Origin of the sequence: Streptosporangium sp. NPDC049376 (assembly GCF_044466505.1) — a bacterium.
Taxonomy (GTDB): Bacteria; Actinomycetota; Actinomycetes; order Streptosporangiales; family Streptosporangiaceae; genus Streptosporangium.
The window spans coordinates 170,675-194,152 of the sequence record NZ_JBITMT010000008.1; the positions used below are offsets into that span (position 1 = coordinate 170,675).

Here is a 23,478-nt window from a genome sequence, read left to right on the forward strand (position 1 = left end):
ACGGGCCCCTCGCCCGGGTCCGCCGGAGCGCCGTGCCGCCTGTGACCCCCCACCCCGGAAAGGAACCCGCACCATGCGTATCCGCCCCCTGATCGCGGCGGCCCTGGTCACCGTGTCCACCACGGCCACGCTCGCGATCTCCGCCGCACCGGCCGGCGCCGGCACCGACTGCGTGCAGGCGGCCAACTACGCCTACCAGCTCTGGCGCTCCACCGGCATGGGCGAGCTCGCCGCCGCCGAGCGGGCGAGCGCCACCTACAACGCCTGCGTCCAGATGACCTGATCGTGCCGGGGCGGGTGAGGCGACCCTCACCCACCCCGATCACCCCGGCGTCCGGGATGTTCGGGATGTCAGCCCAGGCCGCCCTCGGACTCGTGAAGAAGGTGGGCGACGACGTCCGCGGCCGTGTAGTCGCCGGGCAGGTCACGCAGGAACCCGAGGTCCTGGCCGAGGGTGAGCAGGGCGGGCTCGGCGTAGCCGTCGAGGCGGCGCTGCCCGAGCCCGATCGCGCTGACGAGCCCGTTGCACAGGCACCTGCGGCCGGCCGTGTCGCTCTCCGGCCGGTTCTTGCGGACGTAGGTCTCGACCGGCTCCGCCGGGCAGCGGTAACCGACCTCACCGTCGGCTTTGAGGTACGGCGCGCGCAGGTGCCCCATGTCGCACAGACGCGGCCGGGCGGCGTAGACGTCGGGGTCGGCCACGGTGCCGGGCAGGGAGGCGACCTTGAAGGGGAACCCGGCCGGTGAGGCGCCGGGGTCGTTGCGGACCGGCAGGGTGCCGCCGGAGGCGGCGTCCAGCAGACGGCGCCGGAGCGTCTCCTCAAGGCCGGACTCCCTGCACAGGGCGAAGGCCGTACCCACCTGGACGCCGGTGGCGCCCGCCCGCAGCGCCCGCGCCAGCCCTCGCCGCCCTGCCTGGCCACCGGCCAGCCAGAACGGCAGCCCGAGTGCGGCGATCCTTCCGGTGTCCACCCGGTCGCGGGGGCCGTAGAGAGGTTCGCCCTCCTCGTCGAGACGGAGCCTGCCCCGGGGCGGGGCGCTGTGGCCACCGGCGACGGGACCCTCGACCACGAACCCGTCGGGCCGTGTCTCGGGCCTCCTGGCCAGATAGACGGCCAGCACGTCGGAGGAGACGACGGCCAGGAGGCGGGGGCGTTTGAGCGGGGGCGGCCGGAGGGGGCCGTACAGGGCGGCGGGGTCTACGCCGACGGTGTGCCGCCGCCCGGACTCGGCCCCGGCGACGGTGACCGAGATCTCGGCGGGCCGGTGGGTGGCGAGGGCGTCGAGCAGGCCGGGGATCTCCGAGGGGATGCCCGCGCCCATGAGCACGTAGTCGACACCGGCGAGCATGGCGCCGTAGACCGCCGCGGGCGTGGCCAGCTGGATCTTCTCCAGGTAGTTGACGCCGACCGGGCCGTCGTGACCTTCGCGGGCCAGGAACACCTCGGCGAAGTTGGCGGCCACGGTCAGTTCGGTCCGGCCGGAGTGCGGGCGCAGCCCGAGCCTGGGCACCGGCCGGTACGGCTCGCCGGGCAGGATGCCGCCGGGCACGTGGTAGCGCCTCCAGATCCGTTCCGCGACCTCGGGGAAGGGGAAGGCGTCCAGGGCGCGGCGCAGGTCACCGCCCGGATCACCCTGTTGCAACCGGCGGGCCAGCACGACGTCCAGGGCGACGCCGGACACGACACCGAGCTGCCCGGTGGTGGAGACGGCCCGCGCCAGCCGCCATCCGGACACGCCGACCCCCATACCGCCCTGGATGATCGTGGGAAACGCGGTGTCGAGCGGCAAGACGGGACCTCCCGGTCGTCGGTGTCTGGAACGGGGCGCGGCGGTCATCCGCCGGAGGACATCACGGCGCCCACCGTGACGAAGGCGGCGCCCGCGCCCATCAGGACCGCGCCCAGGCCGACGGTCAGGGAGGTGATCTGCCAGGCCTGGTAGGCCGTCATCAGCGAGGCGCGCAGCGTCTCGCCCATGAACGCGGTCTGGCGCAGCGCGGCGAGGGAGTCGTCCTGGCCGCCGGCGGCGTGCAGCTCCGCGGTGACCTCGGAGTAGGTGCGGCCCCGTGTGGCGTGGCGCACGTTGCCGCCGATCATGTCGGCGAACGCGCGGGCCTGGACGCCGTTCTCCACCTGGTGCCCGGCGTACGCGGTGAGCTCCGGAGGCAGTCCCTTCTCCGGGAAGGTGATCCGCTGCCGGGAGAGCTCGTCGCGGATCTCGTCCCTGCCCCGCAGGCCGCGGGCCGTCATCACGGCCCCGGCCGTCAGGGTGGTGACGCCGACGGCGCCAACCAGCGTCGCCGCCAACCGGCGCGGGTCGTTCATGGGGGTCTCCTTCGTCGTGACGGCAGGGGCTCTGTCAGGAGTTTTCGGCGGCGGGCGGGGCGCGATGAAGGGGCACAGGCCCCTGCTCGGCGGGCCGAAAGTCCCAAATCCCGGTAAAGGAGCGGCCGGAAGGACCTTGGTCCCACGGGTGATGGTCCTTGAGCCCATGTCCGCCACCGTCCTGAGGATTTACCGTGAGGTGAATTCGGCGCCCCGTGACATCCGGCGGAGGAGAACGGCCATGCCCGCGGAACCGGCGAGGGCGAAGTCCTCGGACCCCCTCCCCGCGCCCGCGTCCGGACGCGCCGTCACGCCGGTGCTCCGGCCGCCGAGGGAAGGGCGACGAGGGTGACACCGGTCGATGTTCGCATCGAGAAGAGACCGCCGTCAGGGCCGGGCGAGCCCGTACGCCGCCGCGGACCGTGGCACCTGCGGGCCAACGCGCTCGTGGTGGCGTGGCTGGGACTGACGGTCACGGCCGCGCTGACGGGGGAGGCGCTGCCCGCGCCGCGCTGGCTGCTGGTCCACGTCCTCCTGCTCGGCGCGGTCACCACGGCCATCCTGATCTGGAGCGAGCACTTCACCGTGGTGCTGCTGCGCGCCCGCACACCGGACCCGCGTCTCGGCCTGACCCGGCTCGGGCTGCTCAACGCCGCCACGGTGGCCGTGCTGTACGGCGTCTCGGCCGGACCGGTCGCGGTGGCCGTGGGCGGGGCGGCCGTGATCGTGGTGGTCGTGCTCTGGCACGCGGCCACGCTGGTACGGCTGGCACGCGGCGCGCTGCCCGGCCGGTTCGGCCATGTCGTCGCCTGGTACGTGTGCGCGGCCGGGGCCCTGGCGGCCGGAGGCGTCCTCGGCGGGCTGCTGGCCGCGCAGGCCGGTCCCGGTGTCCCGCACGAGAGGATGCACGCGGCGCACGCCCAGGTGAACCTGCTCGGCTGGGTCGGCCTGACCGTGCTCGGCACGTTGTTCACGCTCTGGCCGACGGTGCTGCGCACCCGCCTGTCCGAGCGGACCCGCGGGGCCTCCTCCGCCGGGCTGAGGCTGGCCGTGCCCGGCCTGGCGCTGCTGACCGGCGGCCTGCTGGCGGACCTTCGCTGGGTGGCGGCGGCCGGGCTGGCGGCCTACGCGGCGGGGACGGCGGCGGCGCTGGTGCCGCTCGCGGAGGCGGTGCGTTCCCGCCGTCCGCACACCGGCGCGGCCTGGACGATGGGGGCCGCCGTCGTCTGGTTCGAGATCGCCCTCGTGATCGACGTGGTGATCGTCGTCACGCGGCCGACCGGCGAGGTGGCCGGGGCGCTTGAGCCGCTGCTGCCCCTGGTACTGGCCGGGTTCGTCGCCCAGGTGCTGCTCGGTTCGCTGCTGCACCTGCTGCCCGCGGTGCTGGGCGGCGGCCCGGCCCGGTTCAAGGAGAACGCGGCGCTGCTGGAACGCGGCTGGGTGGTACGGCTGGCCGCGTTCAACCTGGGCACGCCGCTGCTCGCGCTTCCCGTGCCGCGTCCGCTCGCCGTACTGGGCTGGGCACTGGTGCTTGCCTCGGGCTCGGCGTTCGTCGTGCTCGCCGCGCTCACCCTGCTGCGGGCGGCCACCGCGGCCACCCCGGCCACCGCGGCCACCCCGGCCACCGCGCCCGGCACAGGAAAAAGGCGCGGCGTTCCCGCCCTGGCCGGGGTGGCCGCCGGATGTCTGCTGACGGCCGCCGCGGTCGTGGTGGCCGTCGACGGCGGGTCCGGTCCCGCGACGACGGTCGTCGCCACGGGCGCCAGAACGGTCGAGGTGACGCTGTCGGGGATGCGCGTCCGGCCCGCGGTGATCGAGGCCGCTCCGGGCACCGTGCTGACGCTCCGCGTCACCAACGCCGACGCCCAGCGCCACGACCTGCGGCTGGCGACCGGTGAGCGCACCCCGACGCTGGCGGCGGGGCAGAAGGCCACGCTGACGCTGAAGCCGCTCGGCGAGGCGGTCGACGGCTGGTGCACCGTGGCCGGGCACCGGGCCGCGGGAATGACGGTGCGGATCATCCCCTCCTCCGTCCCCGTCGTCTCCCCGGAGGCCGGGCAGGCCACGGGGACGGCCGGGCCTGGAGCGCACGGCGAACACGGCGGGGCGGGGAACGGCATGGGGGACGGCACACCCCTCCTCGACCTCGCCGCGCCGATGTCACCGGGCTGGAGGCCGTACGACGCGGCGCTTGGGCCCGCGCCGGGCGGTGGCGAGCACGCCGTGGAGATCCGGGTGGACGACAGGGTCGTGCGGGAGGTCGCGCCGGGGGTGCGGCAGCGGGTGTGGACGTTCGACGGGACGGTTCCCGGGCCGGTTCTGCGGGGCAGGGTCGGCGACGTGTTCACGGTGACGTTCGTCAACGGCGGGTCCATGGGGCACGGCATCGACTTCCACGCCGGTGCGACCGCTCCCGACGGGCCCATGCGCACGATCCAGCCGGGTGAGCGGCTGACCTACCGGTTCCGCGCCGACTTCGCGGGAGCGTGGCTGTACCACTGCTCGACCATGCCCATGAGCCAGCACATCGCGAACGGCATGTACGGAGCCGTGATCATCGATCCGCCGGACCTGGCACGTGTGGACCGTGAGTATCTACTGGTCTCGGGGGAGCTGTACCTGGGGGAGCCGGGCGGCGAGGCCCAGGTCGTCAAGCTGCGCGAGGGCCGTCCCGACGGATGGATGTTCAACGGGACCGCCGCCGGTTACGACCACGCCCCGCTGGAGGCCAAGGCCGGTGAACGGGTGCGGATCTGGGCGGTGGCGGCCGGGCCGAACTCGGGGACGGCGTTGCACGTGGTCGGGGCGCCGTTCGACACCCTCTACGAGGAGGGGTCCTACCGGCTGCGCGCCGGGGACCCGGGCGGCGCGCAGGTGCTGGACCTGGCCCCGGCGCAGGGAGGCTTCGCCGAACTGGTCTTCCCCGAACCGGGTACCTATCCGGTGGTGGACCACCTGATGCGTAACGCCGAGGCCGGAGCGCACGGGCTGTTCCGGGTGAGCGCGTCATGACGTGGTGGACGGTGGTGCGCTTCGCGCACGTGCTGTCGGCGGCACTGTGGGTGGGCGGGCAGCTGACGGTCTCCCTGGTGCTGCTGCCCCTGGCCCGGCGGCTGCTGGACGCGGAACGGCGTGGCCGGGTGCTGACCGCGGTCGGCCGCCGCTTCGGGATGTTCACCGGCGCGGTGTTCCTGCCGGTGCAACTCGGTACGGGCGTCGCCATCGCCTGGCACAAGGGCGTCACCTGGGCCTCGCTGGCCGAGCCCGGCTACGGGCGGATCCTGGCCGCGAAGCTGGCGTTGTTCTGCGCGGTCATGGTCGCGGCGGCCCTGCACGGATGGGCCGTGCGCGCCGGACGCCCCTCCTTCGCGCGAAGCATGGCGGTGACGGCGCTGGTCGGCTCGGTCGGCGTGGTGCTGCTGGCCACCGCCCTGCCCGCCACCTGAGCCCGTCTCCCCGGGTCCGTCCTTCCCGGGTCCGTCCTTCCCGGCAGGGCGGGGACGGTCATCTCCGCGGTCGTCTGGTGGCCGCGGAGACGACGCTGTCGAGCAGGCCGGGGAAGAGCTCGTCGAGGTCGGCCCTGCGCAGAGAGTTGATCTTCGAGGTGCCCTGGTAGACCTGGTTGATGACCCCGGCCTCGCGCAGGACGCGGTAGTGGTGCGTCCCGGTGGACTTGCTGACGGCGAGGTCTATCTCCGAACAGGCGGCTCCGTTCTCCGTCGTGGCGAGGAAACGCACCACCTCCAGCCGCATGGGGTCGGAGAGCGCGTGCAGCACCGCCTCCAGCCGGATCTCCTCGACGTCCGGGTGCTCCAGGACTCTCATGTGTGTCTCCCCTCCGCGTTCCCCTCGATATTACGTCACTTGTCGTACTACGATGAATCTCGTACTACGATGAACGTCGTACAAAACGCCGAACCGGGAGTCCCCATGCTGTTCGACCCCATCACCCTGCGCTCGCTGACGATTCCCAACCGCGTCTGGATGGCGCCGATGTGCCAGTACTCGGCCGCCACGGACGGCCCCGAGGCGGGAGTGCCGCACGACTGGCACCTGTCCCACCTGGCGGCCCGCGCGGTGGGCGGCGCCGGGCTGATCCTCACCGAGGCCACGGCCGTCTCCCCGGAGGGCCGGATCACCCCCGCGGACCTGGGGCTGTGGAACGAACGCCAGGAGCGGGCGTTCACCCGGGTCACCCGGTTCCTCCAGGAGCACGGCACCGTACCCGGCATCCAGCTCGCGCACGCCGGGCGCAAGGCGTCGCCGGACCGGCCGTGGCGCGGAGGCGGACCGGTCGGCGTCGCCGACGGTGGCTGGCAGCCGGTCGCGCCGAGCCCGATCCCGTTCGCCGAGAACCATCCCGTGCCGAGGGAGCTGACCGTGGAGGAGATCCGGCGCGTCGTCGACGACTTCGCCCAGGCGGCCCGGCGTGCCCTGCGGGCGGGCTTCCAGGTCGTCGAGGTGCACGGCGCGCACGGCTATCTGATCGGGGAGTTCCTCTCCCCGCACAGCAACCGCCGTACCGACGCCTACGGCGGCTCGTTCGGCAACCGCATCCGTCTGGCGCTTGAGGTCGTCGAGGCCGTGCGCGCCGTCTGGCCGGAGGAACTCCCCGTGTTCTTCCGCGTCTCGGCCACCGACTGGCTCACCGAGAACCCCGAGGACGAACGCGAGGGGTGGACCGTCGAGGAGACCGTGCTCCTGGCCGGGGAACTGCTCTCCCGCGGCGTCGACCTGCTCGACGTCTCCAGCGGCGGGAACGCGCCCCACGCGAGGGTCTTCACCGGCCCCGGCTACCAGGTGCCGTTCGCGGCCCGGGTCCGCGCCGAGACCGGCATGCCGGTGGCCGCCGTCGGCCTGATCACCGAACCGCGTCAGGCGGAGGAGATCCTCACCTCCGGCCGGGCCGACGCCGTACTGCTCGGCCGCGAACTGCTCCGCGACCCCCACTGGCCCCACCGGGCCGCCCGTGAACTGGAGCCCTCCTCGTCCCTTTCCTGGCCCGAGCAGTACGGCTACGCCGTCTGACCAGGCCGGCGCGTGCGCGCACCGGCCACCGGCCCCGGTGTGCGAAAGCCCACCGGCGCTCGGGGCTGGGCGTTTCTGTGAAGTCCTCGCTCTTTCCCGGGAATCTCCGTGGAACGGCGAGACCGCCCGAAGGCGAAAAAAGGCCGGGGACGAGGGGGGCGCCGTTTGCTGTGACTTTCCGTTATATCATCTGCCTCACCGTGACGGCGTTTCCGGTCCGTGGCCGGCGATTGAAGGGAAACGCTGTGTGAACGGCGCGCCCTCGGGTACTCGCGTCGAAACGTCAACGCAGCTCGCGGGGTCTTATACAGGAAATATACGGACTCTGCACAAGGCTCTCCTAGGGTTTCTCAAGCCTGCAACCGAACTGGGGGAGAATGGTCATGCTGGTAGGTGTAGACGTTGTGCACGCCTCCGTCTGGTCGCTCGATTTCCATCGGAAACCGGGACCGGGGCGGCCTGCTGATTTTTCCGATCTCGGTGTCATCGGGCCGGTCACCGAACTGGTCGACGTATGCTTCGGCGACACCGTCCACTCTCTGGAGCTCGGCTGGGACGAGGCGGCCCTGAGAGAGCTGGACCTTCTGGTGATCCCCGCCGCCGGGGGAGACGGCGCGTCGTTCACCGAGGCCGAGTGCCGGCTCCTGGAGACGTATGTGCGCGAGGGCGGGTCGGTTCTGATCCTCGGTGACGGCGAAAGCCGGTCGGCCACGTCCGGCCACCACCCCTTCGGGATCACCGTGAACGGCCTGCTTCCCGGAACACGCGGTGATTCGCCTGACTCACACCTCCTCACCTACGACTTCACGGTCGAGGCGAACAGCACGCATCCGGCCGCCCCGGGAGTCGGCGGCGTGCACCTGTACCGGCCGAAGGGCGTGGAGAGTTCCCTGGTACAGCTGGTCCCGGTGGTGGAGTACGACGGCCACACCCTGCTCGGAACGGCGCAGTACGGCGCGGGCCGGATCGCGGTGATCGGCAACGCGGAGATGTTCGCGCTGCCGTTCCTCGGCCGCGAGGACAACGCCCGGCTCCTGCTGTCCCTGCTGTCGTGGCTGTACCGCGGTGAGGCCGTCCAGCACATCGACCAGAAGGTGCTGCACGTGGTCGACGAGCACCGGTTCACCACCCGCACCCTTCCGCAGGGGGAGAACCTCAAGGAGGAGCCAGGGCCGCACGTCGTCGACGCGCGTCCCTACGCCCACCTGCTGGCGAGCCTGGCCGACGGATATCTTCCCGATTCGCGGGAGGACCAGGAAGCGTTCCTGGCCGAGGCCGAACTTCGCTTTCACGAGTTTCCCCGGGTGATCCGGCACGCCCTCGCCAGGTTCCGGCGGAACAGCACCGACAGCGGCGTCCTGCTCATCAGAGGACTGCCCGTTGACCCGGATCTCCAGCCCACGCCGGCGAAACCGGCCGAACCGTTGCCCAAGCCGACGCCGATGAGCGAACTGTGGCTGGCCGGATTCGCCCAGGCGCTGGGCGAGCCCATCGCCTATGTTCAGGAGAAGCAGGGACAGCTTTTCCAGAACGTGGCTCCGACGAGGCACAACGCGGAGAAGCTCTCCTCGGAGAGTTCCTCGTTTCTTCTGGACTTCCACACCGAGGCGGCCTTTCACCCCTTCATGCCGGACTACGTGCTTCTGCACTGCCTGCGTCCCGACCATGAGCGCTCGGCCAAGACGATCAGCGCGAGCCTGCGCATGGCGGTGTCGCGACTGAGCCTGCGCGAACGGGCGATCCTCAGCGAGCCGATGTTCCAGACCGGTATCGACTACTCCTTCGGCAGCGCCAACGGCCAGAAGGGCAACGGTCCGGTGCTCCGGGTTCTGTACGGAGACCCCTTCGACCCCTACATCACGGTGGACCCGGACCTGATGGTCGGTCTGACGCCCGAGGCCGACGCGGCCCTGAAGCGGTTGCACGTCGCGCTGAACGAGGTCAAGCAGTGGGCCCGGCTGGACACCGGCGACCTACTGATCATCGACAACAGGCGGACCGTCCACGGGCGGTCCGAGTTCCAAGCCAGATACGACGGCCTCGATCGATGGCTTCAGCGAGTGTGCGTGGTCCGCGACCTCGTGCCCTCCGCGGCGCACCGCAGGCTCCGCCGCCGTGTCATCGAAACCGCCTTCGCCGTCTGATGGACCTCACGGGGAGAGACTTTCCAGATATGCGTGATCTATCGTTCGCCCGGGTGCTGGTCGTGGAACCGGTCTCTTCCGGAAACGCCCTGGTCACAGCGGCGCGTGACCTCGGCCTGCAGGTCGTCGTCGCGTCCTACGACGCCGACGACCGCACGCTTCCCGACGAGATCCGCGCGCTGGCGCACGCCGTACTCGTGGTGGACACCAACGACCAGGCCGCACTCGAGCAGGCGGTGCTCGACATGCACAGGGACGCCCCGTTCTCGGCGGTCCTGGCCGGTTGTGACTTCCACGTGCCGGCGACCGCCAGACTGGCCGCGGCTCTGGGGCTGACCGGACTGCGGCCGGAGACGGTCGAGGAGGTCAGGGACAAGGTGCTCATGCGGGCGCGTTCGGCCGAGGCGGGCCTGCGGACCCCCAGGTTCGCCCAGGTGACGTCGCTCACGGAGCTGGAGCAGGCCGCGGAGCACGTGGGCTATCCCTGCGTGATCAAGCCGGTCGGCTCCTCGGGAAGCATCCACGTCAGCCGTGCGAACGAGTGGGCGGAGCTGCGCGCGGCCTTCGATCGGCTCTCCGCCGACCAGAGCCTCGACCTGGGCAGGCCGCTGGAGCACCGGGCCATCGTCGAGGAGTACATCGCGGGACCGGAGTTCAGCGCCGACGGATACGTCGCGGAGGGCCGCACGACGGTCGTCGCGCTCACCCGGAAACTGCTGGGACCGGAACCCGCCTTCGTGGAGATCGGACACCTGACCCCCGCCGACGAGAGCGTGGAGGTGACGGCCCAGATAGAGAAGTACGTGCGTGCCGTCGTGGACGCGGTGCACCTGACCGTCGGCGCCTTCCACTGCGAGCTGAGGATGACCCCCGACGGGCCGGTGCTGATCGAGATCGCGGCCCGCCTCCCCGGGGACCGGATCGTCGATCTGGTTCACCTCGCCACCGGCGTCAGCCTCCCCAAGGCGATGATCGCGGCGCATCTCGGATGGACGCTTGAGGACGTCGGGGCCATCGGCGTGCCACAGGCGAAGAACGCCGGAATCCGCTTCTACCTCGCCGACGGTCACCACGCCTACCGGCGGTTGAACGGATGGGACGATCTCCTCGCCCTGCCGGAGGTGCTGGAGACGAAGCTCACGATCGCCGCCGGGGAGCCGATCCCGGAGCCGGGAGATTTCCGCTCCAGAATCGGACACGTCATATTCACCGCCGACTCCTTCCAGGAGGCGACGGACATCTGGCAGGCGGTTGGCAGAGCCGTCACGGTGGAGTAGGCATGCTGTTCTATCTCGCGCTCCGCGGGGTCGGCTGGCTGGCCAATCAGACGCTCCAGTTCGTGGTGCCACTCATGATCTACCGGATGACGGGCAGCCTGATGTGGTCGGGCGTCGCCCTGTTCGTTGAGTGGACGCCCAGGCTGGTCGCGCTGCCCCTCGCCGGCTACCTCGCCGACCGGTTCGAGAGCCGCCGAATCCACATCCTGAGCGATGTGGTGCGCACGGCGGTCGGGGCGGGGGCCGTGGCCGCCGTCGCCCTCATGCCGGGGAACGCGGGAGTGGCCCTGGTCGTTCTGGCCCTCGTCGCGGGCGCGGGGTTCGAGCTGACCTTCGTGGCCGGTGAGAAGGCGGGACTCTCCCTGGTCTCGGCCAAGGAGATGCCCCGCCTTCAGACCATGCTGAGCGCGATCGAGCAGAGCTGCATTCTCATCGCACCGGTCCTCGGCGGTGTCCTGCTGCTGGTGGGGACGACCGCGACGGTCACCGTTCTCACCGTGCTCTTCGGGACGAGCCTGCTGCTGGCCCGGAACATGAAGCCCGCGGCGGTGGTGGCCGCGAAGCCGCCGCCGGTGATGGCCGGGGTACGCCAGGTGATCGCCAACACGCTCCTGCGAGACGTGGTGGCCATCACCATGGTGATCAACCTGATGCTGGCCCTGCTGCTGGCGGCCGCGCCGGCCCTGGTGCGGCACCACTACGGGGTGGACGAGGGGCGACTGGCCCTTGTGTACACCGGAGCCGCCCTGGTCGCGCTGCTCGTGCTGGCCCTGCTCACCCGGTTCATCCGGAGGTTCGGCCTTCTGATCGCCGGAGCGGCCAGCGCCCTGATCCAGTGCCTGGCCTTCCTGGCGATCGGCGCGTCCAACGAGTTCGTCGCCTTCGTCGCGATCGTGATGGTGTTCATGGCCGCCGACGCGGCCTTCAGCGCCTTCATCAGGACCGTCAGGGCCCGGGCCGTCCCGGCCGCCGAGTTCGGCAGCACCGCCGCCGCCATCTCACTGCTCAACTGCGTGTCGATGCCGCTGGCGGGCGGGCTGCTCGCGGTCACCGGCGCGTCCGTCGACCCCGTGCACCTGTTGACGATCACCGGTGGCCTGGCCCTCCCCGTGGTCGTCGGGCTGCTGATCCACCTACGAGCCGCCACCCGCACGAGAACGGAGGTCATGGCATGAACGCCTTGTCCGCAGGCCTCCCCCAGGGCATCGAGAGCCGCGCCGCGCGTCGTCCGCGTCCTGGAGCGCCCGCGGACCCGCAGGGCTCCGAACTCGTCGGGCCGAGGCCGTTCGCACCGCTGCGAAGCAGTCGTAAACCGGTGATCCTCACAGCTTTTCCCTGAAGGGACCGTGCAGATGACTGATCTAGACGGATTATCCGTTCTCATCGTGGAACCGGTCTCGGGCGGCGCGGCCCTCGCCCGGGCCGCGCACCGCCTCGGTGCCAGGGTGGTGACGGCTTCTCAGGACGCGGGTGACTGCGAGATACCCGCGAAGCTCAGGGAGATCGTCGATGAGGTCCTGGTCGTGGACACCAACGACGAGGCGGCTCTGGCCGAGGCGGTCACCCGGCTCCACCGCCGCAACCCGTTCGACGCGGTGCTGCCCGGCTGCGACTTCTACGTGGCGACGGCGGCCAGGCTCGCCGCGCGGCTCGGCCTGCCGGGCCTGCCGGTGGAGACGGTGGACTCCGTACGCAACAAGGCCCTCATGCGGGAGAGCGTCACGCGCGCCGGGCTGCGTTCGCCGCGCTTCGCCGAGGCGGACACGACGGACCGGCTGAGAAGCGCCGCCGAGCACGTCGGATTCCCGTGCGTGATGAAGCCGGTTGAGTCATCCGGGAGCATCCATGTGAGCCTGGCGCGGGACTGGCCCCAGCTCCTGAGGGCGTTCACCGAGCTCGCCCAGGACGAGACCCTCGATCTCGGACGCCCGATGGGGCACCGGGTCATCGTCGAGCAGTACGTCCCGGGCGAGGAGATCAGCGCCGACGGCTACGTCGCCGACGGGGTGACGACCGTCGTGGCCGTCACCCGGAAGGTTCTGGGGGCCGAGCCGAGATTCGTGGAGCTCGGCCACCTGACGCCCGCGGACCTGCCCGGCGACGTCACGGACCAGGTGAAGGCCTACACCGAGGAGGTCGTCCGAGCGCTCAACGTCACAGCGGGTCCGTTCCACTGCGAGCTCAGGCTCAGCGACCAGGGGCCGGTACTGATCGAACTCGGCGCGCGGCTGCCGGGGGACGGCATCCCCGAACTCGTCAAACGGGTGACCGGCGTCGACCTGACGCTGATCATGCTCGCCGCGGGACTCGGAGCCGACCCCCGGCGGCTGGGGGCCTTCGGCGAACCCGTCGCGGCGAGCGCGGCGGTCCGGTTCCTCACCCTCCCCGAGGGGGACTCCTACTCCGGCATCAAGGGCTGGGACGAACTGTCCGACCTGCCGAACGTCGTCGAGACACACGTCGCCATCCCGCCCGGGGTCCCCGTTCCCGAGGTCCGGGACTGCCGGTCACGCCTGGCGCACGTCCTCTACACGGCGGACTCCCACCGCGCCGCGCTGGCCTTCTGGGACTCCCTCGACGAGAGGGTGGTCATCCAGTGACCGCCGCCGAGCCGTACGACTACGCGGCCGTCGGCATGGGGCCGGCCAACCTGAGCCTCGCCGCGCTCGGAGAGCCTCTCCCGGACCTCAGGCCGATCCACCTTGAGGCCAGGGAGAGCACCGCCTGGCACCCGGGGCTTCTGCTGCCCGAGGCGACCCTGCAGGTCTCACCGTTGAAGGACCTGGTCACCCTGGTCGACCCGACCAGCCGTTTCTCGTTCCTGGCCTTCCTCGCCCAGGAGGACCGGCTCTACAGGTTCCTCACCGCGCGCTTCCCCGCCGTCCACAGGACGGAGTTCAACCAGTACCTCCAGTGGGTCTCCCAGTCGATTCCGTCCATCGAGTACGGAACGCACATTCAGGACATCGACCTCCGCGACGGCCTCTTCCGGCTCCGCTCCGAGCGGGGGGAGGTCCTCGCGCGCAACGTCGTGCTCGGCACCGGCCCGGTCCCCAGGATCCCGCCGCACCTACGCAACCACCTGTGCGCCGACGTGTTCCACGCGGGAGAGTTCCTCCTGCGCGAGCGGACGACCGCTGACCGGGACGTCACGGTGCTCGGCGGAGGCCAGTCCGGCGCCGAGATCGTACGGCACCTCATGCGGCTGGACAGGGTCCCGCGGAGCATCACATGGATCACCCGGCGGCCGGGGTTCCTGCCGCTGGACGACTCCCCGTTCACCAACGAGTACTTCTTTCCCCAGTACGCCCGCGAGTTCCACAAGATGCCGGGGGAGCGCAGGCGGACCCTTCTCGCGGAGCAGAAGTACGCCAGTGACGGAATCGACACGGCGACCCTTGAGGACATCTACCGGGAGCGTTACCGGCACGAGTACATCCTGGGCCGCAAGGACTGGATCCGTCTGATGCCCGGGATGGAGGTGACCGGCTGCACCCGCCTGCCCGACGGATGGGGACTGACCGTCGAGGGCGCCGAACCCCGCGTTGTGACGACCGACGTGGTGATCCTCGCGACCGGCTACGAACACCGCCTCCCGTCCTGCATGGACACCCTCACCCCGCGGTTGTCCACCACCGGGGGGACTCCGGACGTGGGGGAGGACTTCTCGCTCCGGCTGGACGGTGACGTCAGGGGCAAGGTCTACGTCCAGAACGGCGCCCAGCACGCCTGGGGGATCGCCGACCCCAACCTCAGCCTTCTGGCCTGGCGCAGTGCGGTCATTCTCAACGACATCCTCGGATATCGGAGGTACAACGCATGAGCCTCCCCCGAGTCGGGCTCCGTGCCCTGCCCGCGGAGTTCCCCGCGCTTGAGGAGTGGGAGATCCCTCTCGACGAACTACCGGGCGACCGGCCGTTCAGCATGGCCCGCTTCACCGTCGCCCCCGGAGGACGGACACCGCCCGACAGCCACGCCGTCACCGAGATCTGGCTGCTGCTCGACGGCAGGGGGACGCTCCACTACGGAGGCGTTCCGCACGAGGTGGGCGCGGGCGACGTCGTGGGGTTCGCGCCGTTCGTCGAGCACATGTTGCTGGCCGACCGCGGTACGCCGGTGTCCGCGCTTTCCATCTGGTGGCGGAGCAGCTGATGGGGAGGCCGGAGAAGGAGTTCGACCTCGCGATCATCGGTTCCGGGATCATCGGGGCGATGATCGGCCATCTCGCCGCGGAGGGGGACCCGGGGCTCCGGGTCCTCACGATGGACGACGGCAACACCGGCGCCACGCACCTGTCAGCCGGACTGGACGTTCCCACGGGACACACTCCCGGGCAGCGGGCGTTGGCCGCGCGGGGATCGGCTGTCTACGCCAGGCTGAGGGCCGAGCTGCCCGCACTGCCGATCCGGCCGGTCGACACCTACTGGATGATCGACAAGGCGAACCTCCACAGGCTGCGGGAGAGCATGGCCGGTCCCCGCCTGACCGAGGCCGACGCGGAGCGGCGGGACTGGCTGGCCGGAGTCCTGCCCGGACTGCGAACCGCCGACCGGCTGCTGCTGCGCTCCGACGGGGGCGCCCACGCCGACGTGGGACGCCTGGCGGGACGACTGCTGGACGAACAGCGGCGGCGCCCGGGGAGCGAGGTGCGCGGTGGTTCGCCCGTCACCGGTGTACGACCCCGCGACGGCCGCTACGAGCTGACCCACGGAGACGAGGTGTACGCGGTCGCGGGAAGGGTCGCCGTGGCGACCGGGGCGCGGGCGCCCTGGGGGCCGTTCGGTGACGTGGCCAGGGCGCGGGGGCTCCGAGTCAAGAAGGTCGCCGCCCTCCACCTCGGCGTACGGCCACCGGACGACGCGCCGGTTCTCGTCTTCGACGACCACGACGCCTTCCTGCTCCCCGTGCACGAGGAGGGGTACTGGCTCCTCAGCTTCACCTCACGGCATTGGGACCTCTCTCCGGGCGACGGCCCGCCGGACCTGAGTCCCGAGGACCGGGCGACGGCGGCCGGCGTCCTCGACGCGTACGTCCCCGCCCTGGCCGCGGAGGTCTGCGGTGGCCGGGCCTTCTACGACGGTTACACCCCGGACCGGATGCCGCTGGTCGAACCGGTGGACGGATGGCCGGGCGTCGTCCTCGCGCTCGGCGGCAACGGATCGGGCTACCGGCTGGCCCCGGCCATCGCTGAGCGCGCACTGGAACTTCTCAGTCTCGACACACGTAAAGGCGACCGTTCGTGACCGTGCCAACCGAGGGTCTGATCAGGACCTCGAAAACCGCTCACCCCAGGCACTACCTGCTGGCTCCCTCCGAGCCCACTCCGAACGGGCGCCTGCACCTCGGCCACATCGCGGGGCCCTTCCTGCGTCTGGACATGCTCAGCCGCTTCCTGCGCATGCGCGGTGACCTGCCGCTGATCATCACCGGGAGCGACGTCTACGAGCCGTACATGACGTTCAAGGCCGTGGCCGAAGGACGTTCCGAAGCGGAGATCGCGGCCGAGTACGACGCGCTCATCGCGCAGGACCTCAGCGCCGTGGACATCGGCGTCGACCAGTTCATCAACCCCTGTGAGGACCCCTGGCGGAAGGTCTTCGAGGAGGAGGTCGACGCCTGCGTGCGGCGGCTGCGCCACCGGGGAGCGGTGGTCGAGCAGCGGGAACGCGTTCCGTACAGCCGCTCCGCCGCGCGGTACATCGTCGGGCCATGGCTTACGGGCGGGTGCCCGGACTGCGGGAGCAGGGTCTCCAGCTACTTCTGCGAGACGTGCGGCGGTCATTTCCGCCCGGAGAACCTGCTGGAACCGCAGGGGCCCGACGGCGCAGGCCCACTCGAATGGCGGGAGATCTCCTCACTCTTCCTCAGGGTCGCGGAGCCGGAACCGCTCCGGCGCCGGATGGCGGAGATGCGGGTGCCGCCGCGTTTCCAGGAGGCGGTCGAGCGTTTCCTGGCCCGCGAGGGCGGTACGGTCCGCCTGAGCGCGCCCCAGCAGTGGGGTGTGGCCCTGGAGGGAGGCGTGCCTGGCGTGCCGCGCACGCTCTTCTCGTACGCGGGGATCTTCATGTTCGCCAGGCTCATGGGCGCCGTCCACGGGGAGATGAGCGGGACCGGGGTCAACGCCTTCGATCCAGGCTCCGGGGTCACCACGGTGACCAGCTTCGGTATCGACAACGTCATCCCCACCATGGTCTGCATCGTGGGGACGGCGCTGCGGCACGGCGACATGAAGGGCTACGACCGCGTTCTGGTCAACGACTTCTACCAGCTCGAAGGGGAGAAGTTCTCGACGAGCCGGGGACACGTCATCTGGTCCGCCGACATCGCGCGGGCCCCGCGGATCAGCGCGGACGCCGTACGGTACTTCCTGGCCGGGACGAGACTGGAGGAGGGGCCCGAGAGCATGGAGCCCCGGTCCTTCGTCGAGGTGAACAACACGCGGCTGGCCGGCCGGTTGACGTCCCTTGTCCGTGCCGCCTCGGCGGTGTCCGCCGACGTCCTTCCCGAACCCATGGGGCAGGACCGGCTGGCCCGGCTTGAGGAGCTGTTACGCCGGCAGGAAACGGCTCTGGACGGGTTGGTCATCGCGACGGCGGACGCCGTCGCGGCGTTCGACCTCTGGTGGCGGGAGACGCCCGGCGAGTGGGGTTCTGCCTCCCAGGCCTACTGGTGGCTGAAGGGCGTGGCGGTCCTGGCCTTCCCGATCATGCCGCGGCTCGGCCGGCGGTTGTGGGAGTCGCTCGGGGGCACGGGCGAACCACGCCTGGCGGCCTTCCTGGAGCCCACCCGGCCGCGTGCGAGCGGTGGGCCCGGTGGCTTCGAGCCGATCACGCTGGGTGATCTGGTGTCCGTCCTGCCTGTCTCGTCGCGTCATGTTCCGGCCTGACGCTCGCCATCGAGCAAGGAGAGCAATGTGAGAGTCCTCGTCGTGAACCGGTGGGACGATGAGTTCTCGGCCTACGGCGACTATGTCGACCACCTCCGTCACGAGGTGTGTTACGTGACCGTGCCCACGCATCTGCCGTGGATTCCGGAAGAGGCGCGGCACGTCACCGTGCTGGACGATCTCGACGACGAGGCTGAGGTGGTCGCCGCGGCCCAGGCCGTCCAGGAGGCCTGCGGAAGGTTCGACCTGGTCCTCGCGCTGTCGGAGTTCGACCTGACCACCGGTGCCCGCATCCGGGAGGTCTGCGGTGTTCCAGGAGACGACTCCTCCTGGGTACGGCGTTTTCGCGACAAGGTGACCATGAAAACCGTCCTGGCCGACGCCGGCGTACGGGTCCCGCGTTTCGCGACGGTGAAGTCACCCGCCGATATCGGGGAGTTCCGGCGACGCGTGGGCGGGTCCGTCGTCGTCAAACCGCGCGCGCAGACCGCGAGCAAGGGCTGCCACATCGTTCACAACTCCTTCGAACTGTCGGAGGTTCTCACGGAGCTCGAACGGTCCGGCCACGACGACTACGAGGTCGAGGAGTACGTCGACGGCCCGATCTGGCACGTCGACGGGATCGTCGAAGCCGATCGGTTCCTTTTCGCCCGCGCGTCGCGCTACGTCAACACCTGCTACGAGTACAGCCGTGGCACGCCGCTCGGGTCCGCCGTGCAGGAGGGGCCGGTGGCCGACGCCATGCTCGCCTTCACGCTGCGTTGCCTGACCGGGCTCGGTCTTCACCGTTCGGCGTTCCACCTGGAGATCATCGAGTCCGCGTCAGGGCCGGTGTTCCTTGAGGTGGCGGCACGGGTGGGCGGTGGCGAGATCGCGTTCGTCCTGCGGGACGTCTACGGGGTGGACGTCATCGGCGACTGGATCCGGCTGCAGCTCGGAGAGCGCCCGCAGACCATCGGCGTTTCGTCCGAGAGCCGGGAGATCGCTGGATACCTGCAGGTTCCCGGCCCCGCGGGACACCGGTTGCTGTCGCGGCCCTCCCTCGCCGGGACGATCGAAGGGCTGTACGGCGAGGACCTCCTCGAACCCGGTCACTGCTTCGACGGCCCGTCCGGTGGTGAGGAGCTTCTCGGCCGCTTCCGCTACCGTGCCGGGACCGTCGCGGACGTCGAGTCGGCGATCAACGCCACCCTGGACGCCTTCGTCTGCGTCACGGAACCGGTGCAGCGGTCATGCGTGTGATCTCCTCGCCGCTGGCTCCCTACGCGAGGGTGCTCGCGGTTCCCGGCGCCAGAGGGATGGCGGTCTCGGGGGTGCTGGCCAGGCTTCCCGTGGCCGTCATCGGCGTCAGCATAGTGATCATGGTCGCCGCCCGGTACGGTTCCTACGGGCTGGGCGGTGCCGTCACCGCGACCCAGACGCTCTGTTACGCCGTCTTCGGGCCACCGCTGTCGCGAGCGGCGGATCGCCTGGGGCAGCGCCGGGTGGTCGTGCCGGCGTCGCTGGCCGCCGTCACCGGGCTGACGGGCCTGGTGGTCTGCGGTTCGCTGCGAGCGCCTGCCTGGACGCTCTTCGGCTGCGCCGCGCTGGTCGGTCTGATGCCCAACGTCGGCTCCATGGTGCGTGCCAGGTGGGCTCACCTGCTGCAGGGAACCGATCGGCTCCACACCGCGTACGCGATGGAGTCCGTGGTCGACGACCTCATCTTCATCGTGGGACCGGTGCTCGCGGTCAACCTGTCCCTGGTGGCGGGAGCCGAGGCGGGGCTCGTGGCGGCGGCCGTGCTGTTGTTCACGGGATGTCGGCTGCTCGCCTCGCGGACAGCCACCGAGCCGCCGGTCGTGACCGTCTCCGAACGACGTGGCGGCGTGCTTCTCAAGGCGCGGGGGCTGTGGGCCGTGGTCGCCGTCTGCACGGCGATGGGGGGTCTTTTCGGGTCCGTTGAGGTGGCCGTCGTCGGCTTCGCCACCGAACACCGTCAGACCGTGCTGGCGAGCTGGATTCTCGCGCTTTACGCGCTGGGGAGCGGGATTTCCGGCGTCCTCTTCGGCAGGCGCCGGCTTTCCTGGAGCGTCCCCAGGCAGCTGACGGCCGCGGCGATCCTGCTGACGTTGACGACGGCGCCCATGCTGGTGACGGACAACCTCTACGTCCTGGGCGGTGTGCTCCTGGTCTCCGGTGCCGCGTGCGCGCCGATCCTCATCCTCGCCACCGGCCTGGTCGAGCGGCTGGTTCCCCCGGAGAGGCTGACCGAGGGGATGACCTGGATCAGTACCGGTCTCGGGGCCGGGGTGGCGCTCGGCGCGCCGATGGCGGGATGGACCGCGGACGAGTACGGCGGTAACCGGGTTTTCCTGACGCCGCTCCTCTGCTGTGTCGTCGTCACACTCGCCGCCGTCATGGGAACGCGTCGTCTTTCCGCGGCACAACACCCAGCTCCCGGAAGATGACGCCCGCGATGTGGAACTGCCCTGCCGCCTCGGCCGCCCGGCCACGGGCGTGGGCGAGTTTGCCGAGGTACTGATGGATCTCCGCTTCGACGATGCGCTCGTTGGTGTCCTCGGCGTGCGTCAGCGCGAGGGCGAGCGTCTGACCGGATTCCTGGAGCCGCCCCATGGCCGCCTGCGCCCGGCCCAGTCCGTAGAAGGCGTAGGCCATGCCGACCCGGTCCCCGATGGAGCGGCAGAAGTCCAGTACGGCCTCGAAACGGGGGACGGAGGCCTGCGGCCGTTCGCATTCCACGTCAAGTTCTCCCAGCCGGTAGTTGATCTGCTGGACGAGGCGGGATGCTCCGGCCTGTTCGGCCGCGCTCAGCGCTCGTTCGAAGTGTTCCCGGGCTCGACAGTGCTCGCCGAGCTGGGTGTGTATCTGCCCGATCTGCCGAAGGGCGAGCGCCTGGTTTCCCAGGTCACCCAGATCGTTCAGGACGGTCACGCTGTCCTGCGCCCGCCGCAGGGCCATGTCGAGCCGCCCGCCCAGCCGGTCCAGTGCGGCCAGCTTCAGCTGGGCGAGGGCGTGGGCGTGCCTGTCCTGCAGACCGGTGAGGATGCGCGCGGCGTCCTCCAGGAAGTCGACCGCCCTGCGGTGGTCGTGAAGCCCCAGGCTCAGCTCGCCCAGCTCGGTCAGGATGACGGCCTCCCCGCGCGGATTGCCGGCGGCCCTCACGGTGGCGAGCGCGATCTCGTGCATGTGCTGCCACTCGTCCAGATGACGGCGTACCTCCAGAAGGGGAGCCGCCGTCACCGCGATGTCCCAGCACAGCTCGTCAAGGCCCAGCGCCGCCGTCTGCTGCACCGCGGCGGAGATGTTCGTCAGTTCGGTCTCGCACCACGCCACGGGATCGGTGACGATGTCGTCCAGCACCTCGGGGCCGACCTCCCAGCGGGGGGCGTTACTGTGCACCACCAGGTGGTCGCGGCCCGCGAGGAGCGTGTGGGCGTGTTCCGTGACGGTCAGCAGCGCGCCGAAGGCGCGTTGCAACGCCTCCCGGAGATCGTCGGGCGCGAGCTCCTGCTGGGCGCGCTCACGCGCGAAGATGCGGATCAGATCGTGCAGGCTGTAGCGGACCCGCCCGGAAGGCGTGGTCGCGGTGTTGACCAGATGGCTGTCCACGAGCTGGTCGAGGAGGTCCTCGGCCTCAAGGAACGAGCTGTCCAGCAACGTGACCGCCACCCACTCCTCAAGGTCCACGGCGTCCAGGGCCCCCAGGAGCATGAGCAGGAGACGTGCTCGCGGCTGCAGCGCCCTGTAGGAGACCATCAGGTTGGCCCGTACGTCGAGCTCTCCGTGGACGAGTTCGTCGAATCGCCGGTGCTCGTCGGTGAGCCTGCTGACCATCCGGGCCAGCGACCAGTGCGGCCTGGCGGCGAGACGGGCTCCGGCGATTCGCAACGCCAGCGGATGCCGTCCGCAGAGACGGGTGAGCGCGAGGCTCGCCTTGGAGTCGGCGTCCATCCGGTTGGAACCGACCATGTGCCGCAGGAACCTGAGTGCCTGGTCCTCGGTGAAAGGCTCCAGTTCCAGCAGGCGCGCTCCGGGGATGGCGGTGAGCCTGCGTCTGCTGGTGACCAGCATGGCGCATCCGCCCATGCCGGGTATGAGAGGCATCACCTGACTCTCGTCGCCGGCGTCATCGATGATCAGCAGGACTCTCCGGTCGGAGAGTATCGCCCGGAGCATGCCCCCACGCTCGTCGTGGTTCTCCGGAATCCGGGTGTCGGGTACCCCGAGGGCGCGAAGCATGCTGGCCAGCGCGACCTCGGGCATCGTCCGGTGCGTCGTCTCGGCGCCGCGCAGATGGACGTAGATCTGACCGTCGGGAAACCTGTTCCGCAGACGGTTGGCCATGTGGACCGCCAGGGTGGTCTTTCCCGCGCCTCCGCGTGCGGACACGACAACGATCGGAGGAGTGCCTCCAGGAGAGCCGGTCAGCCACTCGGACAGCAACGCGACCTCCTTGTCCCGGCCGGTGAAGTCGGCGGTGTCCGCGGGGACGATGTTGCGAGGGGGTGACGTCACGACGGGCTCCGCAGGCTCCGCCTCCGCCAGGGAGCCTCCGCGCAGTACCAGTTGTTCCAGTTCCCGTAGTTCCTGGCCCGGTTCGATGCCGAGCGATTCGATGAACAGCGCCCGTGTCTCCCGGTACACCTCCAGTGCCTCCGCCTGCCGGTCGGCGCGGTAGAGGGCCTCCATCAGCTGGGCGCGCAGCTTTTCGCGCAGGGGGAAGTCTTCGATGAGCTGGAGAAGGATCGGTATCATTTCCGCGTGGTGCCCGAGTTTGATCTCCAGCTCCACCCACCGGTGAGCGGATCTGAAACGTTGCTCCTCCAGGACCGCGGCCTCGGTGCGGAGCGGGCCGCTGGCGTGAAGCCCTGAATAGGCTGGGCCGCTCCACTTGTCCAGTGCCTGCCGGAGCAGGTCGGCCGCCCGCCTGATGTCCCCCTGTTCGATGAAGTGATCACTCTGGGCGGTCAGCTCGGCGAAATGCAGAACGTCGATCTCGTGAGGCTCCGCCCGCAGCAGATATCCGCGCGACATGCGCGCCACCCTCTGCGGATCGCCGAGAAGCTGCCGCAGGGTGCGTATGTAGGCGCGGAGGTTCGCGGCCGCCGACGGCGGGGGATTCTCCGGCCACAGTCCGTCGATTAAATGACTGTCCGAAACCGCCTTGTTCGGCTGACTCAACAGCAGGCCGAGGGTCGTCTGCAGTCTGGTGCCGCGCAGGGGGACACAACGGCCGTCGACCGTCAGCTGGAGAGGCCCCAGGACCTGGAACAGGAGGCGAGGGGGGAGGTGATCCACTGCCGAAGCCGGAGGCGACCCGTCGACGGCTCTTCGATGAATCTCATCATCCACCATGATCCATTCCATGACGAAGGCCCCAACGGGGCGTCAGACATAACTGTCGGACGAGTATGTATATCTCATGCGGGATTTTCGGGCGGAAAACCTTCTAGGATGCGGTCGGGCTTTAATCAGCCAAGTGCTCAACTTCTCTACGAACCCCGTCTCCCGACATTGTAGGTCGTCTGTTGATTGATTATGGGTTGGTAGGTTCAGTGTTTATTTGCTGATTTCGGATGGCCTATGGTGTGTCATCCGCTGCGGTACGCCCTGTCTGATCCGGGCGGAGACGACTACTCCAGGTGAGGGGGAGCGGCGCGGACGGCAGGGGGCGCCGACCTACGCCCGCGCCGGGCGGCTCCGTCCCCGCGGTGGCACGCGCGCCCGGCGTCCTGGCGTGCTCGCCTCGGCGTGCCTGGGAACGCGCCGCCCCGGCACGCGCGGTGGCCCGGAGGCGCCGCTCGCGGGTTCGG

18 protein-coding genes are annotated in these 23,478 nt (G+C 70.4%); 14 read left to right on the top strand and 4 right to left on the bottom strand.

Going from position 1 to position 23,478, the window contains the following annotated elements:
* Window positions 1–73: 73 nt before the first annotated feature.
* Window positions 74–283: a hypothetical protein gene (locus ACIBVQ_RS21780; protein ID WP_352011889.1), complete on the top strand. Its 210-nt coding sequence runs from the start codon at window positions 74–76 to the stop codon at window positions 281–283.
* A gap of 68 nt (window positions 284–351) precedes the next feature.
* Here ACIBVQ_RS21780 and ACIBVQ_RS21785 read toward each other — a convergent pair whose 3' ends face one another.
* Together ACIBVQ_RS21785 and ACIBVQ_RS21790 are read right to left on the bottom strand one after the other, a co-directional pair.
* Window positions 352–1,791, bottom strand: coding sequence for a nitronate monooxygenase (locus ACIBVQ_RS21785; protein ID WP_399179502.1), 1,440 nt, complete (start codon window positions 1,789–1,791; stop codon window positions 352–354).
* 44 nt (window positions 1,792–1,835) lie between these two features.
* Entirely contained in the window at window positions 1,836–2,327 is a 492-nt protein-coding gene (locus ACIBVQ_RS21790) for a hypothetical protein (RefSeq protein ID WP_399179504.1), read from the bottom strand.
* A gap of 348 nt (window positions 2,328–2,675) precedes the next feature.
* Between ACIBVQ_RS21790 and ACIBVQ_RS21795 the strand changes: the two genes are divergently transcribed.
* Window positions 2,676–5,339 (top strand): multicopper oxidase domain-containing protein, encoded by a 2,664-nt coding sequence (locus ACIBVQ_RS21795; protein ID WP_399179506.1) that lies wholly within the window; start codon window positions 2,676–2,678, stop codon window positions 5,337–5,339.
* A complete protein-coding gene (locus ACIBVQ_RS21800; protein WP_352011893.1) occupies window positions 5,336–5,773 on the top strand; it encodes a hypothetical protein in 438 nt (145 codons plus the stop codon). Before ACIBVQ_RS21795 ends, ACIBVQ_RS21800 begins: the two co-directional genes overlap by 4 nt.
* Before the next feature lie 58 nt (window positions 5,774–5,831).
* On the opposite strand, the gene ACIBVQ_RS21805 is transcribed toward ACIBVQ_RS21800, so the two are convergent.
* Entirely contained in the window at window positions 5,832–6,152 is a 321-nt protein-coding gene (locus tag ACIBVQ_RS21805) for a helix-turn-helix transcriptional regulator (RefSeq protein WP_362776161.1), read from the bottom strand.
* A gap of 69 nt (window positions 6,153–6,221) precedes the next feature.
* Between ACIBVQ_RS21805 and ACIBVQ_RS21810 the strand changes: the two genes are divergently transcribed.
* From ACIBVQ_RS21810 to ACIBVQ_RS21860, 11 genes are all read left to right on the top strand, one after another.
* Window positions 6,222–7,355, top strand: coding sequence for an NADH:flavin oxidoreductase/NADH oxidase (locus tag ACIBVQ_RS21810; RefSeq protein ID WP_399179509.1), 1,134 nt, complete (start codon window positions 6,222–6,224; stop codon window positions 7,353–7,355).
* A gap of 383 nt (window positions 7,356–7,738) precedes the next feature.
* A complete protein-coding gene (locus ACIBVQ_RS21815; RefSeq protein ID WP_362914364.1) occupies window positions 7,739–9,499 on the top strand; it encodes a TauD/TfdA family dioxygenase in 1,761 nt (586 codons plus the stop codon).
* 29 nt (window positions 9,500–9,528) lie between these two features.
* On the top strand, window positions 9,529–10,776 hold the full coding sequence (locus tag ACIBVQ_RS21820) for an ATP-grasp domain-containing protein (RefSeq protein WP_399179511.1): 1,248 nt from the start codon (window positions 9,529–9,531) through the stop codon (window positions 10,774–10,776).
* Window positions 10,777–10,778: 2 nt separating this feature from the next.
* A complete protein-coding gene (locus tag ACIBVQ_RS21825; RefSeq protein ID WP_399179513.1) occupies window positions 10,779–11,951 on the top strand; it encodes an MFS transporter in 1,173 nt (390 codons plus the stop codon).
* A gap of 177 nt (window positions 11,952–12,128) precedes the next feature.
* On the top strand, window positions 12,129–13,376 hold the full coding sequence (locus tag ACIBVQ_RS21830; protein ID WP_399179515.1) for an ATP-grasp domain-containing protein: 1,248 nt from the start codon (window positions 12,129–12,131) through the stop codon (window positions 13,374–13,376).
* The gene (locus ACIBVQ_RS21835) at window positions 13,373–14,599 is read left to right on the top strand and encodes a lysine N(6)-hydroxylase/L-ornithine N(5)-oxygenase family protein (RefSeq protein ID WP_399179517.1); all 1,227 of its coding nucleotides are present in this window, start codon (window positions 13,373–13,375) and stop codon (window positions 14,597–14,599) included. The genes ACIBVQ_RS21830 and ACIBVQ_RS21835 overlap by 4 nt, the downstream gene beginning before the upstream one ends.
* On the top strand, window positions 14,596–14,928 hold the full coding sequence (locus ACIBVQ_RS21840; protein ID WP_352011901.1) for a cupin domain-containing protein: 333 nt from the start codon (window positions 14,596–14,598) through the stop codon (window positions 14,926–14,928). The genes ACIBVQ_RS21835 and ACIBVQ_RS21840 overlap by 4 nt, the downstream gene beginning before the upstream one ends.
* A complete protein-coding gene (locus ACIBVQ_RS21845; RefSeq protein ID WP_399179520.1) occupies window positions 14,928–16,019 on the top strand; it encodes an NAD(P)/FAD-dependent oxidoreductase in 1,092 nt (363 codons plus the stop codon). Before ACIBVQ_RS21840 ends, ACIBVQ_RS21845 begins: the two co-directional genes overlap by 1 nt.
* Window positions 16,016–17,662, top strand: coding sequence for a class I tRNA ligase family protein (locus ACIBVQ_RS21850; RefSeq protein WP_399179522.1), 1,647 nt, complete (start codon window positions 16,016–16,018; stop codon window positions 17,660–17,662). Before ACIBVQ_RS21845 ends, ACIBVQ_RS21850 begins: the two co-directional genes overlap by 4 nt.
* A 27-nt stretch (window positions 17,663–17,689) precedes the next feature.
* Window positions 17,690–18,904, top strand: coding sequence for an acetyl-CoA carboxylase biotin carboxylase subunit family protein (locus tag ACIBVQ_RS21855; protein ID WP_399179524.1), 1,215 nt, complete (start codon window positions 17,690–17,692; stop codon window positions 18,902–18,904).
* A complete protein-coding gene (locus ACIBVQ_RS21860) occupies window positions 18,895–20,112 on the top strand; it encodes an MFS transporter (protein ID WP_399179526.1) in 1,218 nt (405 codons plus the stop codon). The genes ACIBVQ_RS21855 and ACIBVQ_RS21860 overlap by 10 nt, the downstream gene beginning before the upstream one ends.
* Here the strand turns inward: ACIBVQ_RS21860 and ACIBVQ_RS21865 are convergent.
* Window positions 20,060–22,963: a BTAD domain-containing putative transcriptional regulator gene (locus ACIBVQ_RS21865; RefSeq protein ID WP_399179528.1), complete on the bottom strand. Its 2,904-nt coding sequence runs from the start codon at window positions 22,961–22,963 to the stop codon at window positions 20,060–20,062. The genes ACIBVQ_RS21860 and ACIBVQ_RS21865 overlap by 53 nt on opposite strands.
* Window positions 22,964–23,478: the final 515 nt, after the last annotated feature.

Excerpts from the sequence above, each read along its gene's own strand:
- ACIBVQ_RS21780 (WP_352011889.1), top strand. The coding sequence starts at position 74 with ATGCGTATCCGCCCCCTGATCGCGGCGGCCCTGGTCACCGTGTCCACC.
- ACIBVQ_RS21790 (WP_399179504.1), bottom strand. The coding sequence starts at position 2,327 with ATGAACGACCCGCGCCGGTTGGCGGCGACGCTGGTTGGCGCCGTCGGC.
- ACIBVQ_RS21800 (WP_352011893.1), top strand. The coding sequence starts at position 5,336 with ATGACGTGGTGGACGGTGGTGCGCTTCGCGCACGTGCTGTCGGCGGCA.
- ACIBVQ_RS21805 (WP_362776161.1), bottom strand. The coding sequence starts at position 6,152 with ATGAGAGTCCTGGAGCACCCGGACGTCGAGGAGATCCGGCTGGAGGCG.
- ACIBVQ_RS21810 (WP_399179509.1), top strand. The coding sequence starts at position 6,222 with ATGAACGTCGTACAAAACGCCGAACCGGGAGTCCCCATGCTGTTCGAC.
- ACIBVQ_RS21815 (WP_362914364.1), top strand. The coding sequence starts at position 7,739 with ATGCTGGTAGGTGTAGACGTTGTGCACGCCTCCGTCTGGTCGCTCGAT.
- ACIBVQ_RS21820 (WP_399179511.1), top strand. The coding sequence starts at position 9,529 with ATGCGTGATCTATCGTTCGCCCGGGTGCTGGTCGTGGAACCGGTCTCT.
- ACIBVQ_RS21825 (WP_399179513.1), top strand. The coding sequence starts at position 10,779 with ATGCTGTTCTATCTCGCGCTCCGCGGGGTCGGCTGGCTGGCCAATCAG.
- ACIBVQ_RS21830 (WP_399179515.1), top strand. The coding sequence starts at position 12,129 with ATGACTGATCTAGACGGATTATCCGTTCTCATCGTGGAACCGGTCTCG.
- ACIBVQ_RS21840 (WP_352011901.1), top strand. The coding sequence starts at position 14,596 with ATGAGCCTCCCCCGAGTCGGGCTCCGTGCCCTGCCCGCGGAGTTCCCC.
- ACIBVQ_RS21845 (WP_399179520.1), top strand. The coding sequence starts at position 14,928 with ATGGGGAGGCCGGAGAAGGAGTTCGACCTCGCGATCATCGGTTCCGGG.
- ACIBVQ_RS21860 (WP_399179526.1), top strand. The coding sequence starts at position 18,895 with ATGCGTGTGATCTCCTCGCCGCTGGCTCCCTACGCGAGGGTGCTCGCG.